The 15,943-nt window shown below is 73.9% G+C and carries 16 protein-coding genes; 11 read left to right on the top strand and 5 right to left on the bottom strand.

The annotated features are described in order from the left end of the window. Nucleotides 1-5: 5 nt before the first annotated feature. A complete protein-coding gene (locus tag ACIBPB_RS24380) occupies nt 6-845 on the bottom strand; it encodes a helix-turn-helix domain-containing protein (RefSeq protein WP_396841788.1) in 840 nt (279 codons plus the stop codon). Between the two features lie 196 nt (nt 846-1,041). On the opposite strand from ACIBPB_RS24380, the gene ACIBPB_RS24375 reads away from it, so the two are divergent. Continuing rightward, a complete protein-coding gene (locus ACIBPB_RS24375) occupies nt 1,042-3,873 on the top strand; it encodes an FtsX-like permease family protein (RefSeq protein WP_396841787.1) in 2,832 nt (943 codons plus the stop codon). A 205-nt stretch (nt 3,874-4,078) separates the two neighbouring features. Further along, complete coding sequence (locus tag ACIBPB_RS24370) at nt 4,079-4,996, top strand: methyltransferase (protein WP_396841786.1); 918 nt, start codon at nt 4,079-4,081, stop codon at nt 4,994-4,996. Between the two features lie 42 nt (nt 4,997-5,038). Here the strand turns inward: ACIBPB_RS24370 and ACIBPB_RS24365 are convergent, their stop codons facing one another. Next, entirely contained in the window at nt 5,039-5,578 is a 540-nt protein-coding gene (locus ACIBPB_RS24365; protein ID WP_396841785.1) for an AAA family ATPase, read from the bottom strand. A gap of 103 nt (nt 5,579-5,681) precedes the next feature. Between ACIBPB_RS24365 and ACIBPB_RS24360 the strand changes: the two genes are divergently transcribed. The 4 genes from ACIBPB_RS24360 (at nt 5,682) to ACIBPB_RS24345 (ending at nt 9,991) form a co-directional block, all read left to right on the top strand. Further along, on the top strand, nt 5,682-6,869 hold the full coding sequence (locus ACIBPB_RS24360) for a cellulose binding domain-containing protein (RefSeq protein ID WP_396841784.1): 1,188 nt from the start codon (nt 5,682-5,684) through the stop codon (nt 6,867-6,869). A 22-nt stretch (nt 6,870-6,891) separates the two neighbouring features. Continuing rightward, nucleotides 6,892-8,025 (top strand): arabinogalactan endo-beta-1,4-galactanase, encoded by a 1,134-nt coding sequence (locus ACIBPB_RS24355; protein ID WP_396841783.1) that lies wholly within the window; start codon nt 6,892-6,894, stop codon nt 8,023-8,025. 137 nt (nt 8,026-8,162) lie between these two features. Continuing rightward, the gene (locus ACIBPB_RS24350) at nt 8,163-8,957 is read left to right on the top strand and encodes an ArsR/SmtB family transcription factor (protein ID WP_396841782.1); all 795 of its coding nucleotides are present in this window, start codon (nt 8,163-8,165) and stop codon (nt 8,955-8,957) included. Continuing rightward, nucleotides 8,954-9,991, top strand: coding sequence for a HEAT repeat domain-containing protein (locus tag ACIBPB_RS24345; RefSeq protein WP_396841781.1), 1,038 nt, complete (start codon nt 8,954-8,956; stop codon nt 9,989-9,991). The genes ACIBPB_RS24350 and ACIBPB_RS24345 overlap by 4 nt, the downstream gene beginning before the upstream one ends. A 38-nt stretch (nt 9,992-10,029) precedes the next feature. Here ACIBPB_RS24345 and ACIBPB_RS24340 read toward each other — a convergent pair whose 3' ends face one another. After that, nucleotides 10,030-10,620, bottom strand: a complete 591-nt coding sequence (locus tag ACIBPB_RS24340; RefSeq protein ID WP_396841780.1) for a DinB family protein — start codon at nt 10,618-10,620, stop codon at nt 10,030-10,032. Between the two features lie 119 nt (nt 10,621-10,739). Between ACIBPB_RS24340 and ACIBPB_RS24335 the strand changes: the two genes are divergently transcribed. Together ACIBPB_RS24335 and ACIBPB_RS24330 are read left to right on the top strand one after the other, a co-directional pair. Next, nucleotides 10,740-11,483, top strand: coding sequence for an SAM-dependent methyltransferase (locus ACIBPB_RS24335; RefSeq protein ID WP_396841779.1), 744 nt, complete (start codon nt 10,740-10,742; stop codon nt 11,481-11,483). Nucleotides 11,484-11,549: 66 nt separating this feature from the next. Beyond that, nucleotides 11,550-12,047: a YcxB family protein gene (locus ACIBPB_RS24330; protein WP_396841778.1), complete on the top strand. Its 498-nt coding sequence runs from the start codon at nt 11,550-11,552 to the stop codon at nt 12,045-12,047. 84 nt (nt 12,048-12,131) lie between these two features. Here ACIBPB_RS24330 and ACIBPB_RS24325 read toward each other — a convergent pair whose 3' ends face one another. Beyond that, nucleotides 12,132-12,848 (bottom strand): TetR/AcrR family transcriptional regulator, encoded by a 717-nt coding sequence (locus ACIBPB_RS24325; protein ID WP_396841777.1) that lies wholly within the window; start codon nt 12,846-12,848, stop codon nt 12,132-12,134. 115 nt (nt 12,849-12,963) lie between these two features. Between ACIBPB_RS24325 and ACIBPB_RS24320 the strand changes: the two genes are divergently transcribed. The 3 genes from ACIBPB_RS24320 (at nt 12,964) to ACIBPB_RS24310 (ending at nt 15,673) form a co-directional block, all read left to right on the top strand. After that, nucleotides 12,964-13,947 carry an NAD(P)-dependent alcohol dehydrogenase gene (locus ACIBPB_RS24320; protein ID WP_396841776.1) on the top strand — a complete coding sequence of 328 codons (984 nt, stop codon included), beginning with the start codon at nt 12,964-12,966 and terminating at the stop codon, nt 13,945-13,947. Nucleotides 13,948-14,123: 176 nt separating this feature from the next. Continuing rightward, nucleotides 14,124-14,453 (top strand): YciI family protein, encoded by a 330-nt coding sequence (locus ACIBPB_RS24315; protein ID WP_396841775.1) that lies wholly within the window; start codon nt 14,124-14,126, stop codon nt 14,451-14,453. Beyond that, complete coding sequence (locus ACIBPB_RS24310; RefSeq protein ID WP_396841774.1) at nt 14,453-15,673, top strand: RNA polymerase sigma factor; 1,221 nt, start codon at nt 14,453-14,455, stop codon at nt 15,671-15,673. Before ACIBPB_RS24315 ends, ACIBPB_RS24310 begins: the two co-directional genes overlap by 1 nt. A gap of 13 nt (nt 15,674-15,686) precedes the next feature. On the opposite strand, the gene ACIBPB_RS24305 is transcribed toward ACIBPB_RS24310, so the two are convergent. Continuing rightward, entirely contained in the window at nt 15,687-15,941 is a 255-nt protein-coding gene (locus tag ACIBPB_RS24305) for a hypothetical protein (RefSeq protein WP_396841773.1), read from the bottom strand. Nucleotides 15,942-15,943: the final 2 nt, after the last annotated feature.

Raw genomic sequence — 15,943 nt, 5'->3', positions numbered from 1 at the left:
CAAAATCAATCGGCCGGCAGCGGCCAGCCGTCCAGCGCGTGGCCGGGGTGTTCGCGCAGGAACCGCCGCCGGACCTCGACGTACCGGGTCGGCGTGAGCCCGGTGAACGCCCGGAACTCGTGGCCGAAGTGGGCCTGGTCGAAGTAGCCGGCGGCACCGGCGAGGGCAGCCCAGTCGGTCGGCCCGGCGGGGTCGATCGCGAACACGGTTGCGGCGAAGCGGTAGGTGCGGGCCAGCCGCTTCGGCGTGACGCCGATCAGCTGCTTGAACCGCTGGGCCAGATGGGTGCTGCTGACACCGGCCGCCGCGCTCAGGTCGCCGATCGCCACCGCCCCACTGCTCGCCGCGATGACGCTGCTCGTGTGGCGGATCAGCCCCAGGCCGACGGTCTCGCCCAGCCGTCGGATCAGCTCCTCCTCGAGCAGCGTCAGCATCTCGTCCGGTCCGTTCGCCGTGGCCAGCCGGTCTCGCAGCTCAGCGGTGGCGGGTCGGCCCCAGACCTGCTCCACCGTCACCGGCCGGTCACGCAGCTCGGCCGCGGGCATCGGCAGGAACGGTGCCACCCCCCACGGCTTGAAGTGCACGCCGACGGACCGGGTCCGGGCTGGGTAGCCGAACTCGAACGCGCGGGTGGGCGTGGTGACCACGCAGCCGTCGGCGTACTCGGCCGTCTGGATGTCGGTGCCGGCGCGGATGCGGAACGGCGCGCCGAGGTTGAGGATGAGCAACGCCGCGGGCATCGGCGGCAGCGTCAGCCGGGCGTACGGCGACGGGCCCTCGAGGTAGTAAAGGTCGTCGATCAGCCCGTCCAGCGGCGGTCGCGGCACTCTGGACACGTACTCCACGCCCACAGCATCGCAGACGTCATCCGCGTCGCCGATGACACTTTGCCTGGTGAGGTCCCTGAGGGCACCGGTCGACCAGACGGGCCGGAAATGGTACGAATACTCGAAGCGGCGGCGGACCGGAGGATCAGCCCGGCCCACATCCGACCGGGACGGCGCGTACTGCCCGAGCGGGAAGTTCCCACCCATGTTGCGGATGGTCTGGTCACAGCTGCGGAACACGCCCGGCCGCAGCCTGGCGGTGCTCGCCGCCGTACTGGTCGCCACCACCGGATTCACCGTGCTCACCGGTGCCGCCAGCACCTCCCGGCTGGTTGCCCGTGGCTCCGTCGACGGGCAGTTCCGGCCGTCGTACGACATCCTGGTCCATCCCTCGGCGTCGGCCACCGGCCTGCTGCACCAGGACCGTCCCACCGCGGCCTACGGCGGCATCGACCTGGACCAGTGGCGGCGGATCGAGCGGATCCCCGGGGTCGAGGTGGCCGCCCCGCTGGCGGTCCTCGGGCTCGCCGACATCCGCCCGGACGTGGCGGTGGACGTGACCGACCAGGTCGACCGGTCGGCCGAGCGGCAGGTCATCGAGGTCGCTCCCCAGGTCCGCGGGGACCGCGGGCTGAGCACGCTGGCGGGCGCACCGATCTACGTGTACGTGTCCCGCCGCCCGCTGGTGCCGCTGTCGGGCGCCAGCGGTGCCGAGCGGCGGTACGTCTACACCGACGGCACCCGGGTCGACCAGTCCACCTCCGCCGCCGAGTGCCCGGGCACGGGTGGCGGCGGCACGCTGGAGGTGCAGCCCGACGGCCGGCGGCGGCAGGTGTGCGAGACCGCGGTGGGTAGCTTCGTACCGGGTGCCCGGCGGACGCAGGTGAGCGCGGTGCAGGCGTATCAGCTGCTCGCGGACGGCACCTTCCGGCTGGCCTCGGTGTGGACGAACGGCCGCCCGGCGTCCGCTGTACGCGCGACCGCCCGGTTGGAGATCCCGCTGCCGGCGGTGCTACCGGCGCTCGTCGCCGGGATCGATCCGGTGGCCGAGGCGCGCCTGGTCGGCCTGGACCGGGCGGTGCGCGAGGGCCGCTATCTGACCGGCACCGACGCCGTCGCGCCGGCGGCCCCGTACACCCCGTTCTCCCCGTTTCCCCCGACCGGCCCGCCCGGCCGGACGCTGCCGGTGCTCGCCGCCGCCGACCTTCCCCTGGACGAACAGATCGACGTCGCCGTGTCCCGGCTGGCCGGCCGGACCGCCGAGCGGGTGCCCGGTTCCACCACCGAGATGCTGTGGCCGCTGCTGCGCGACTCGGCGAAGACGTCACCGCGCGTGGTCCAGTACGACCTGGCGCGGCTGTACCGCACCCGGCTCGACGCCGCCCTGGCCGGGTCCAGCCCGCTGTCCAGCATCCAGGCCCTGCTCCGGCCCGGACCGCCGGCCTACCAGCCGCAGCCCGGCGGGGCTGCCCGGGTGCTGCCCCGGTACGGCGAACCCGGCTCGACCGACCAGGGGATCGAGGACGTGTGGCGGGACTCCTGGCTCAGTGCGGGGAGCATCGGGACGGGAGACCCGGTGACCCTGAACGGGCTGCCGGAGCAGTGGACGGTCACCCCGGTGGGCAGCTTCGCGGCGGACGGGCTCGGCTCCGCCGCCGGGGCCGCGCAACAGGCCCTCGACCTCTACCGCCCGGCCCCGCCGGTGGGCGCCGACGCGCGCTTCCGCGGCCTGCTCGCCGACCGCCCCCTGCTGCCCGACGACGACCCGCTCGGCTACCCACACCACCCGCCCAGCCTGGTGACGAGCCTGACCGCGGCGCGTCAGCTGTACGCGAGCGTCGGGCCGGCGCTGGCCGCCGCCCCGCTGAGCTCGGTGCGGGTCCGGGTCGCCGGGATCGACCGGTTTGACGACGTGGCCCGGGAACGGGTCCGGATGGTGGCCGACGAGATCGTCCGGCAGACCGGCCTGACCGTCGAGATCGTGCTGGGCGGCTCGACGGTACGCAGCCCGGTGCTGCTGCCCGGCGGCCCGCTCGGCCGCCCCGATCTGACCCTGCTGGAGGCCCGCACCCGCAAGGGTGTGGCGGCCGAGGTCGTCCACGCCGTGGACCGCAAGAACATCGTGTTGCTCGGGCTGCTGCTGGTGGTCTGCGCGCTGCTGGTCGGCAACGCGGTGTCCACCGCGGTCCGCGCCCGCCGGCGTGAACTGGCCATTCTTGCCTGCGTCGGCTGGCCCGGCTGGCGGCTGAGTCTGCTGATCCTCGCCGAGAGCACCACGACCGGACTGGCCGCGGGACTGCTCGGCGCGGGCCTGTCGGGGCCGGTCGGCCGGCTGGCCGACGTCCGGGTCTCCGGCACGGTGGCCCTGCTGTGCGTGCCGCTCGCGGTGCTGCTGACCGCGGTGGCCGGCGCCCTGCCCGCGCTGCGGGCCGCCCGTACCCGGTCGGCGGAGGCGCTCCAGGCGGATGCGGTGCCGGCCCGACGGTCCGCCGCGCGGCTGACCTTCGCCGGGCTCGCGGTGGCCAATCTGGTACGGGCGCCGGCGCGCACCCTCGCCGGGGCGGTGAGCCTGGCAGCCGGCGTAGGGGCGGTCACCCTGATCGCTGCCGCGCTCTGGGCGTTCAACGACGGCATGGTCGGTTCGCTGCTCGGTCAGGCGGTTTCCGTGCAGGTGCGCGGGGTGGATCTGGTGGCGGCCGGCGGAGTGCTGCTGTTCGGGGTGCTCGGCGTGGCCGACGTGCTCTACCTCAGCGTGCGGGAACGGTCGGCCGAGTTCGCCACGCTCCGGGCCGTGGGGTGGCCGGATTCCGCGCTCAACCGGCTGCTGGTCTACGAGGCGCTCGGCGTCGGGGCGCTCGGCTGCGTCCTCGGGATCGCCGCCGGCCTCGGCTCGGTAGCCCTGCTGGTCGGCCAGGCGGACGGCCGGCTGGCGGCGCTGGCGCTGGCCGTGACCGCGGCGGCGCTGCTGCTGACCGTGTTGGCCGCGCTGGTTCCGGCGATCCTGATCCGGCGGCTACCGACCGCCGCGCTCCTCAGCGACCAATGAGGACCGGCTGACCGGATGACCCGGCCGGCGGCAGGACCGGCCTCGCGCTGTCGGGTGGCGGGCCGGTCGGCGCTACGGGGAGGAGCACGGTCGGTCGGCTGCCGCCGAGCCGCAGAGCCGTTGCGGGTCTGCCGGCGCGAGGCTTCCGCCGGGTTTCGTGTCGTGTCGCACTGACACAGCCCCGGTGGGTCGGGAGGATGGCGGGATGAGTTCCTTCTCCGACCCCGGGTCTGAGCCGGACACGACCGCGGGCGGGCCGGTGAACACCGCTGGCGCGGGCTCCGGCCCTCCGTCGCCGCCCGCCCCCGGGTCGGCCCCGGACCACCGCTACCTGCTCGACAACGCGCGGGTGGAGGCGGGTGAGCGGTTCACCTGGTTGGCCGAGCTGTTCGACGGTGCCACCCGGGGGCACGTCGACCGGCTCGGCGTGCGTGCGGGCTGGCGCTGCTGGGAGGTCGGCGCCGGCGGCCCCAGCATTCCCGAGGCGCTGGCCCAGGCGGTCGGACCGACCGGTCACGTGCTGGCCACGGACATCAATCCGACCTGGTTGGACCCGCACCGCGGGTACGAGGTGCGCCGGCACGATGTCGTCGCGGACCCGCCGCCGCAGCCGGGCACGTTCGATCTGGTGCACGCCCGGCTCGTGCTCGTCCACGTGCCCGACCGGGACCGGGCGTTGGCGACGATGGTGGCGGCGCTGCGGCCCGGCGGTTGGCTGCTGGTCGAGGACGCCGACACCGAGTTGCAGCCGCTGGCCTGCCTCGATGAGGTCGGCCCGGCCCAGCGGCGCGCCAACCGGCTGCGGCGCGCCGTCCGGGAGTTGCTGACCCGCCGCGGCGCGGACCTGCGTTTCGGCCGTACGCTGCCGCGGGTGTTGCGGGCGGCCGGGCTGGTCGATGTCGCGGCGGCCGGCTGCTTCCCGGTCGGCGGGGTGGCCTGCGACCGGCTGGAGGCCGCGACGGTACGCATGGTCCGCGCCGAGTTGCTCGCCGCGGGGCTGGCCGACGACGCCGAGATCGACGCGCACCTGGCTGCCGTCGACGCCGGCGAGTTGGACCTCACGCTCGCGCCGCTGATCTCGGCGTGGGGGCGCCGCCCGGGACAGCCGTCGCAGGTCGGCTGAAACGTCGGCTGCGCCGTTCGGGGCCGCGCGGGTGAGGCCCGGTCACGGCCGCCCGACCCGGTTCCGGATCGCGGCCGCGCGAACCGGAACCGGGGCCGCCGCGACGTCGAGGAGGTCGAAGCCGATGTCGCGGTAGGTCAGCTCATGGATCCGCTCGAAGGCGAGCGACTCCGCGAAGCTGATCCGGCGGGCGGCGGTGGCCTGGACGAAGCCCTGCTGCCGGACGAAGAACACCGTCCGCTCGTACCAGCGTTCGGCCACCAGGCGTTCGATCTCGTCGAGCAGGTGGCGCGGTGCGGGCAGGTCCAGGTGCCGGCACAGGGCCAACGTGCAGACCGGCGACCGGTCGAAGAACACCACCCCGGAGGGCTGCGCGGTCGCGCGTTGCCTCTTCCGCTGAAGGTCCAGCACCCGGTCGACGAAGCCGGGTTCCCGCCACGGCTCCGGCCGGCCGAGCGCCTGCTGGAGCGCGATGACGTCCGTCGCGGCCTCCTCGACGACGGCGTAGCCGTCGATCTCCAACTGGCGCAGGACAGCCGTCTTACCCGACCCGGGAGTGCCGGTGAGGATGTACGCGGGCATGGTCCCTCCATGGACGTGACAGGCCGGTGGCGGTCGGGCCGACCGTCCACCCGAGGCGTGAGATGCGTTGGTGTTCATCGATGTGTTGGTGCATCGTCGAGGTATGACAGGCGTCTTCCCGTCCTCGCTGTTCCGCCGTCTGCGGCCGGGTCTGCTGGCCGCCGTGGTGCTGTCGGCGGCGGTGCTCGGCACCGCGCTGGTCGCGGTGCCCGCGGCCGACGCCGGCGCGGCGCCGCCCGCCGGCCATCCCGGGCTCGCCCCGGCGCCGGCCCCGGCCGCGGTGTCCGAAGCGGAGCCGAGCGGGACCGCCTCGCCGACGCCGGGCACGCCGACCACGCCGGGCACCTCGCCCTTCCCGCCGAGCGCGCCCACGAACCTGACCGCCAGCGAGGTACGGTCCAACGCGGTCACCCTGACCTGGACGGCCGCCACGCCCGGCTGTTGCGCCATCGCCGGCTACGACATCACGTACTACCAGGCGTTCGACGACGTCATCTACAGCGCCAGCGTCGGGGTCGTCACCACCACCACGATCACCGCCTACCTCCGGCCGGGCGGCCAGTACTCGTTCCGGGTGAGCGCCCGGGACAGCCTCGGACACCGCTCGGTCGCCACGGACACGCTGACCGTGGTCACCCCGGTGACGGACACCGGCCCGGACACCACGCCGCCGAGCGCCCCGCAGGCCCTGACCGTCGGCGAGGTGACCGCCTCGACCGCCACGCTGTCCTGGTCGCCGTCGACGGACGACGTCGGGGTGCTCGGGTACAACGTCTACCAGTTCGACGGCTGGTTCACCTCCCGGCTGATCGCCACCGTGCCGGGCACGACGTACACGGCGTCGCTGCCCGCGGCGACGCCGCTGCGCAACCTGTACTACGTACGGGCCCGGGACGCGGTGGGCAACGTGTCGATCGCGTCCAACACGGTCAGCCTGCCCACCACGTCCTCCCCGTCGCCCCCGCCGCCCTCGACCTGCCTGGTGACCTACCGCAACCAGTCCGAGTGGCCGGGCGGTTTCGTGGCCACGGTGACGGTGCAGAACACCGGGACGGCACCGGTCGACGGCTGGATCGTCACCTTCGGCTATCCGGGAGACCAGCAGGTCACCTCGTCGTGGAACGCCACTGTGGGCCAGACCGGGGCCGCCGTGACCGCCCGCAACGTCGACTGGAACCGGGTCCTCGCGCCGAACGGCTCGGCGACCTTCGGCGTCCAGGGGCGGTGGGGCGCCAGCGACGCGCCGCCGACCGCGTTCTCGCTGAACGGCGCGCCCTGCGCCGTGGCCTGAGCCCGGCCGGGAAGGAGTCCTTGTGAACACCCACTCGGCCACCCGTGGCCCCCGGGCGCTGATCGGGGCCGTCGCGGCCGTCGTCCTCGCCGTCTCCACCACGATCGGCGGTACGTCCGCGCCCGCCTCCGCCGCGAACACCCTGAGCATGCGGGGCGCCGACGTCTCCTCGTTGCAGCGGAGCCTGGATCTGGGCGCGCGGTACTACGACGCCAACGGTGTCGCCCGCGATCCACTGGACATCCTGAAGTCCGTCGGCGTCAACTACGTCCGGCTGCGCGTCTGGAACAACCCGATCAGCGGCTACAACAACAAGAGCAAGGTGCTGGTCCAGGCGAGCGCGGCCCGGGCGAAGGGCCTCAAGGTGCTCATCGACTTCCACTACTCCGACACCTGGGCCGACCCCGGCAAGCAGTACAAGCCGGCCGCCTGGGCCGGCCACAGCCTGAGCCAGCTGCGCACCGACGTCTACAGCTTCACCTATGACGTCTGCGCCAGCCTCCGTGGGCAGGGCACCCCGCCGGACAGCGTGCAGATCGGCAACGAGATCAACGTCGGGATGCTGTGGAACGAGGGCAAGGTCGTCAACAACGACTTCGCCCCGCTGGCCAGCCTGCTGAAGCAGGGCTACAACGCGACCAAGGCGTGTGGCAGCGGCATCCCCGTGATGATCCACACCGCCGATGCCGACAGCAACGCCAACGCGCGGTGGTTCTACGACGGCATCCGCGCCCAGGGCGTGCAGTGGGACATGACGGCGCTGTCCTACTACTGCATGTGGCACGGCACCCTGTCGAACCTCTACAACAACATCGTCGACCTGCGCGGTCGCTACGGCAAGCCGGTGGTGCTCGTGGAGACCGCGTACCCCTTCACCCGGAACAACGCCGACAGCGAGCCGAACGCCATCGGCGACGCGACCTGTGACGGCATCAGCGCGACCTGGTCCGGCCAGGCTCAGGAGTTCGACTGGGTGCAGAACACCGCCCGCAACGCGGGGGCCATCGGGGTCTTCTACTGGGAGCCGACCTGGTACGCCGTCAGCGGCAACGGCTGGGACCCGGCCAACATCAACGGCACCGGGAACCAGTGGGACAACATGGCCGTCTTCGACTGGTTCGGTCGGGTGAATCCGGGCGTGCGCTGGACGCCCTGACCCCGCCACCGTATTCGCCGGCCCGACTCCCGGCCCGGGAGGCGCCTTGACATGCAGCCTTCCGGCTGCCTAAGTTCAAAGGTAGCCGGAAGGCTGCATGTTGAACAGTGGCGGTGACCCCGGGTACGAGGGCGGACATGGACGAGGTGTTCAAGGCACTGGCCGATCCGACCCGGCGTGCGCTGCTCGACTCGCTCAACGCCCGCAACGGGCAGACGCTGCGCGAGCTCTGCGCCGGGCTCGACCTGGCCCGGCAGTCCGTCAGCAAGCACCTCGCGGTACTGGAGGAGGCGGGGCTCGTCGCGACCGTGCGGCGTGGCCGGGAGAAGCTGCACTACCTCAACGCCGCGCCCGTGCAGGAGATCGCCCACCGGTGGATCAGCCGCTACGACCGGGCCAGGGTCCAAGCCCTGGCGGACCTGAAAATCGCCCTCGAGGAGTCCCCGATGGACGCGCCGACCTTCGTCTACACCACCTACATCCGGACCACGCCGCAGAAGCTCTGGCAGGCGCTGACCGAGCCCGCCTTCACCCGCCGGTACTGGGCCACGGAGTTCACCACCGACTGGTCCGTCGGCGCGCCGATGACGTGGAACAACCACGGCGTGCTGATCAGCGACCCGGAGCAGGTCGTGCTGGAGTCCGAGCCCTACCGCCGGCTCTCCTACGCCTGGCACGCCGTGACGCCCGAGTTGGCCGAGCGCTTCGGCTGGGACGACGAACTGCTCGCCCGGCTCTCCGGCGAGGCCCGCTCGAAGGTCACCTTCACCATCGAGGAGGCCGGCAGCCAGGTCGTGAAGCTCACCGTCCTGCACGACGGCTTCCCGCCCGGATCGAGCCTGGCCGAGATGGTCCAGCACGGTTGGCCGAACCTGGTGGCCAGCCTGAAGACCCTGCTGGAGACGGGCGAACCGCTGCCGGAGGAGGCGTGAGCACTGCCGACCAGGGCGCGGCCCGCCCCGGCCGCACGGTCGGGGAGGCGGCCCAGGCGGCGCTGGCCGAGCTGTTCCGGCACGCCGACGGCACGGTGGACGATGACCCGTGGCCGCTCGTGCGGGAGGTGGCCGGCAGCGGTGACCGCTCGGCGGTGGCGCCCGTGCGGGCCGCGCTGCACCGCTACGCCCGCGAGCGCAACTGGTACGGCCGGGACCTGATGGCCCACGTCCTGGCCGGGCTGTCGGGGGCGGCCGGGTTCCCGCTGCTCCTGCGGACCTACGCGGACGCGCTGCGCGGCGAGGACGAGGACGACGGGGAGCGGCTGGGCATGGCGTTGGGCGTCGCGATGCGGGTCGACCGGGCCGGGTGCCGGGCGGTCATCCTCCCGCTGCTGGCGGGGGAGGACCCGGAGCTGCGCAGGGCCGCGCTCTGGGCGTTGCGCGGCGTGTTCGAGTCGCCCGACCTGGAGACGCTGCGTGCGGCGCTGGCCGATCCCGAGCCGGCGGTGCGGCGGGCGGCCCTGCACGCGCTGCCCCGGGTGGATCACGACCCGCTGGCGTACGAGTTGGTCGTCGCGGCCCTGCGGGACCCGGACGCCGAGGCCCGGCGCCACGCCGTGCTCCTGCTGGCCTGGTCCGCCCCGCCGGCGGTGGTGGACCACCTGGTGCCGCTGGCCGCCGACCCCGTCCCGTACGTCCGCTCGTCGGTGGGCGAGGCGCTCGGCCGCCGGGCCGCGGGCTCCGATCGCGTCCCGGTCGCCGCTGCCACCCTGCGCGGGCTGCTCGCCGACGACGGCCCGTCGGTACGCGCCGGGGCGATCCGGGGCCTCGGCCTGCTGGGCGGGCCGCTCGACGCGCTGGCCGCCAGGATCGACGATCCGGACTGGTGGGTACGCGCGACCCTCGCGGAGGTCCTCGCCGTCGCACTGCCGCGCTGGCCGCCCGCGCGTCCGCTCCTGGCCCGCCTGGCCGGCGACGCGAATCCGACGGTGCGGGCCACCGCGACGAGAGCGCTGCACGCCCCGGCGTAGCCCGGTCGGCGGAGGCGGTCCGCCGACCGGACGAGCGGCTATCCGAAGCTGTCCGCCAGCTTCGTGAGCCTGCTGACGTACCCCGGCCAGTCGTAGTCCGACGGGATGTTGGTGTTGTCCCGCTGCAGGCCGACGGCGGCGTCGTGCTGCTCGCGCAGGATGTCGGCGTGACCGGCGTGCCGGGCGAGATCGCAGGTCACGTGCATGATGATCCGGTGCAGCGTGACGTCCTGCCTACCCGGTCGCCACCACGGCACCTGCCCCGGCGCGTCGAGCGGTAGCTGTTCGATGGTGTGATCCGCGAACGTCGCGACCCGGCGGTACAGGTCGATCAGCCCGTCCTTCGTCTCGTCGGCACCTGCGTACCAGTCGGCCTGCGGGTCGTCGTCGTACGCCGACATCGGGACCAGTTCCTCGGGCGTCGGGAAGTCGCGCCCGAAGGTGGGTCCGAAGTAGCCGACCTCGACATTGAGGCAGTGCTTCAGGATGCCCAGCAGGTTGGTGCCGGTCGCGGTGCGGGGCATCCTGGCTTCGCGCTCGCTCAGCCCGTCGAGCTTCCAGATCAGGTCCTCGCGGATCCCCTGGAGGTAGTGGTGCAGGGCGGTCTTCGCGTCGCTCAGGTCAGCCATGCCCGCCAGTCTTCCCCATCCGCCGCGCCGCGGTGCGGGCGGCAACCGGCGGCCGCCGCCGGCCGGCCGGGCGCGACAACCCGGGTGCGGGGGAGCGGGTACTGGTGTTGACTTCGGCGGTGGATCGCCAACGGCTCAGCAGCATCGCGCACGCCCGGCACCCGATCGCGGCGCCGATCTTCGGCGTCAACGTCAACCGGCTCCTGCGGCGAGCGGACCGGCAACCGGCGGCGCGCATCCTGGACCTCGGCTGCGGAGCCGGGTCGTGGGCGCTGCAGGCCCTCGCCCACTATCCCGACGGGCACGCCGACGGCGTGGACGTCAATCCGTACGCCCTCGAACGGGCCGCCGGGGCCGCCGCCGAGCGCGGCCTCGCCGACCGGCTCACCCTGCACGAGCGCGACGCCCGGACGTACGTGCCGGACGGCGACTACGACCTGGTGCTCTGTGTCGGGGCGACGCACGCCTTCGGCGGGTTCGGCGGGACGCTGGAGCTGGCCGGCCGGCACGTGAACGCCGACGGCATCCTCCTGGTCGGGGAGGGGTTCTGGCAGGTCCCGCCGACCCGGGAGGCGCTCGCCGCGCTCGACGCGAAGCCCGACGAGTTCACCGACCTCGCCGGCCTGGTCGACGTCGCCGAGCGGGCCGGCTGGACGCCGGTGTACGCCCACGTCAGCGACGCCGCCGAGTGGGACGACTACGAATGGTCGTGGATCGGGTCGCTCACCGGGTGGGCACTGGACAATCCCGGCCATCCGGACGCCGCCGAGGCGCTCGCGATCGCCCGGGAGCACCGCGATCAGTGGCTGCGCGGGTACCGCGACGTGCTGGGCTTCGTGACCCTGGTGCTACGCCGCGGCTGACCGCCGCGCGAGCGGCTCGTGCCGGCCACCGACGGCCGCGCCACCCGGGGGCACTATCGTTTCGGCGTGCACATCCGTTTCGACGTCCCGGCAGATCCGGCCTACCCGGGCCAGGTGGCCGCCGCGCTCAGCCGGGTCCGGCTGCGCAGGTTCGGCTACATCGGCGCGGTGCTGGCGGTGGTCGGGGCGGTCGGCCTCGCCGTCTCGTCGGCGTCCACCTCGGGCAGCCGGATCTCGTCGCTCTGGCTGGCGATGATCGTGGGTGGCCTGCTGTCGATGCTGTACTCGCCGTGGGTCCGCTGGCGGGCCCGGCGCCGCTCCGACCGCTACGCCGTCGAGGGCGGCTACGACATCAGCGACGACAACATCATGATGCGCAGCGGTTCGGAGACCGGTGGCATCGCCTGGGACGGCGTCGCCCGGGTGACCGAGACCCCGGACTTCTGGATCGTCTACGTCGGCCGGATGCCGGCGACGGTGATCCCACGCCGCCTGATGTCCGCCGCGGACGACGAGACGTTGCGGGCCTTCATGGCCGGGCGTGGGTTGCTCCCGCCGCGCTGAACCCGCGACCCGGTCCGCCGCGCCGCGCGCTGAACCCGCGACCCGGTTCGCCGCGCCGTTTCCTCGGAGGCGGCGCGGCGCGGGTCACCGGGGCCGGTGGTGCGAGGTCCAGCCCTGCTGGTGCCGGCGTTCGATCCCGTCCAGCAGCAGGTCCAGCGCGAACTCGAACTCGAACTGGTCGTCGCAGCCGGCGCCGACGACGGACGTGTCGTCGTGCGCGGCCGCCGTGGCGATCTCGGCGACGTGCGGGAACCGGGCCGCGAACTCCGGCGGCGGGGCGGTGGGCGGCTCCGACTCGACCGGACCGGACCGGCCGGCGCGTCGGGAGTCGTCGAAGAGTTCCTGGCTGAAGCCCAGGGCGCGGCTGCCCAGGGCGTGCATGACGTGGTGGGTGAGGTCGACCGACAGCCCGCCGGACCGCAGCGCGCCGATCACCGAGTCGAGGTAGGCCAGGATGGCCGGCGTCGCGGTGGTCCGCGACTCGACCGCGAGCGCGGCCCAGGGGTGGCGGAGCAGCACCTGCCGGGCCGAGAGGATGCGCCGGCGGAGTGCGGGCTTCCAGTCGAGGCCGGGCACGGGCGGGTCGATCTCGCCGACCACCTCGTCGATCATGCCGGCGATCAGTTCGTCCTTGTTGGCCACGTGCTTGTAGAGGGCCATCGGCACGACGCCGAGCGCCTGGGCGAGGTTGCGCATGCTGAGCGATTCGATGCCGGCCTCGTCGGCCAGCGCGACGGCGGCGCGGAAGATGCGGTCCCTGCTCAGCGGGGTGCGGCGCAGCGTGCCGGTCTGCTCGGCCATCTCGGTCCTCGTCTTCTCTGGCGGGCCGTTGAACCATAACGCCCTTGACAGGTGTACGGCGTACACCTACCGTGGCGAGGGAGGGTGTACGCCGTACACTTCGAGGGAGGCAGGGATGAAGGCCATCGTTCAGGACCGGTACGGTCCGCCGGAGACGCTCGCGCTGGCGGACGTCGACCCGCCCGTGCCCGCCGCCGACGAGGTGCTCGTGCGGGTGGAGGCGGCCGCGCTCAACGCGTACGACTGGCACGTGATGCGCGGCGATCCGCTGCTCGCCCGGTTGGCGCTGGGCCGGTCGAGGCCGCGGGCGCGGATCCGAGGCCGAGACTTCGCCGGCCGGGTCCACGCCGTCGGCACCCGGGTCCGGCACCTGCGCCCGGGCGACGCCGTCTTCGGCGATCTCGGCGACGCCAACGGCGCCTTCGCCGAGTACGTCTGCGTGGCCGAGACGATGGTCGCGCCGAAGCCGGCCAACCTGACCCCGCAGCAGGCGGCCGCCCTCCCGCTGGCCGGCAGCACCGCGCTGCTGGGCCTGCGCGACGCCGGTCGAGTGGCCCCCGGCCAGCGGGTGCTCATCAACGGCGCCTCCGGCGGCGTCGGCACCCTGGCGGTCCAACTCGCCAAGGCGCTCGGCGCGACGGTCACCGGGGTGTGCAGCACCCGCAACGTCGATCTCGTCCGCTCGCTGGGCGCCGACCGCGTGGTGGACTACCGCCGCGACGACTTCACCCGCCGGGACCGCCGGTACGACCTGGTCTTCGACCTGGTCGGCAACCACTCGCTGACCGCGCTGCGCCGGGCGCTCACGCCGACCGGGACGCTCGTGCTCTGCGGCGGCGGCGTGTACCGCGGCGGCAGTCTCCTCGGCCCGGTCGCCCTCATCACCCGCGGCCGGTTGCTCGCCCCCTTCGTCCGCCAGCGCATCGTCGCGCCGGCGACGGCGCCCGGGCGGGCGTACCTCGACACGCTGCGTGGCTACGCCGAGTCCGGCCGGCTCACCCCGGTCATCGACCGGTGCTACCCGCTGCCCGAGGTGCCGGCGGCGCTCCGGTATCTGGAGAACGAGCACGCGCGGGCGAAGGTGGTCATCACGGTCTGACCACCGGTCGGCCCCGGGGCACCCCCCGGTCCGCCTGGCCCGGCGTACGAGAATCGCCGGCGTACGAGAATCGGCGGAGAAGCCCGGCCGGGCGGGTCCGATCGCGGCGGTGGCGTTCGTAGCAGGGGTGCCCGGCCGGCCGAGGGCCGGCCGTCCGACGACAGGAGATGATCCCGATGGCGCAGTACCTGATGTCCGTTCTCGCCGACACCGCCGGCCTCGCCACCGAGGACGAGCAGGCCGCGATCGACGTCTTCAACGACCGGCTCCGGTCCGGCGGGCACTGGGTCTTCGCCGGTGGCCTGGCCGCGCCCGGCACGGCCACCGTCGTCGACGGCCGGGACGGCGACCCGGTGTTCACCGACGGGCCCTACCTGGAGTCGAAGGAGCACGTGGCCGGCTTCTGGATCATCGAGGCCCCGCACCTCGACGCGGCGCTCCGGCTCGCCGCGCTCGGCTCGAAGCACTGCAACCGCCGGGTCGAGCTGCGGCCGTTCCTGGGTTGATGACCGACATCGGCGAGGCGATCAGCCGGGTCCACCGCGCGGAGTGGGCCCGGGTGGTCGCGACCCTGGCCCGGCGACTCGGTGACCTCGACATCGCCGAGGAGATGGCCGCCGAGGCGTTCGCCGTCGCGGTCGAACGCTGGCCGGTCGACGGGCTCCCGCCGAATCCCGGCGCGTGGCTGACCACCACCGCCCACCGCCGGGCCATCGACCGCCTTCGCCGTGAGGTCAGGCGCGAGGAATGGCACCGGGAGGCACGCATGCTGGCCGACACCCCCGAGCCGCTCGGCGCCATCGACGACGACCGGCTCCGGCTCATCTTCACCTGCTGCCACCCGGCGCTCGCCATGCCGGCGCGGATCGCGCTGACCCTGCGGATGGTCGGTGGGCTCACCGTGCCCGAGATCGCCCGCGCGTTCCTGGTCCACGAGACCGCCATGGGCCGGCGGATCACCCGCGCGAAGACGAAGATCAAGGCCGCCCGGATCCCGTACGGAGTGCCGTTCCGGGACGACCTCCCGGCCCGGGTCTCCGGGGTGCTCGCCGTGCTCTACCTGATCTTCAACGAGGGCTACCTGGCCTCCGACCCCGGCAGGGAGCCGGTACGCCACGACCTGACCGCCGAGGCGATCCGGCTGACCCGGCTGGTGGTCGCCCTGCTGCCGGCCGACGGCGAGGCCGCCGGGCTGCTGGCGCTGATGCTGCTGACGGAGGCCCGCCGGGCCGCGCGGGTCTCGCCGGGCGGTGAGCTCGTCGCCCTGCGGGACCAGGACCGCGGCGCCTGGGACCGCGAGCTGATCGCCGAGGGCCACGCCCTGGTCCGCGCGCGGCTGGCCACCGGTCAGCCGCCCGGGCGGTACCAGATCCTCGCCGCGATCAACGCCGTCCACACCGACGCCCCGGACGCCCGGGACACCGACTGGTCGCAGATCGTCGCGCTCTACGACCAGCTGCTGCGGCTCGACCCCACGCCGATCGTGCGGCTCAACCGGGCCATCGCGGTCGCCGAACTCGACGGCCCGCAGCTCGGGCTGGCGGAGGTGGACGCGCTGCCGCTGGACGGCTACCACGCCTACCACGCCACCCGGGCCGAGCTGCTGCGCCGGCTGGGCCGCAGCGGGGAGTCGCGGGCGGCGTACGGGCGGGCCATCGACCTGGCCGGCAACACCGCCGAGCGGGCCTACCTCACCCGTCGCCGCGACCAGCTGGCCGGCCCGTGACCGACCGCCCTGGTCACCGCCGGTCCTGCGGCGGGTGGATCCAGGTCGCCGGGGTCAACCGGTCCACCCGCCAGTCGGCCGCCGCGGCGGTGGCCGCCACCGCGTCCGCGTCCGGCCCCTCGACGAACGCGAGCACGACCTGGTCGGCCGGCAGGTGGACCGCCGCGACCAGGCGGGTGTCCGCCGTCGGCGCGATCGGCACCGCCTCGGGCGCCGGGGCGTCGCCGGAGCGGTCGTAACGTTCCAGGACGAACAGCCGACGAGTCATGC

This window comes from Micromonospora sp. NPDC049836, assembly GCF_044465125.1.
GTDB lineage: Bacteria > Actinomycetota > Actinomycetes > Mycobacteriales > Micromonosporaceae > Micromonospora.
The sequence above is the reverse complement of the archived record's forward strand: the minus strand, read 5'-3'. Positions and strand labels throughout refer to the sequence as shown.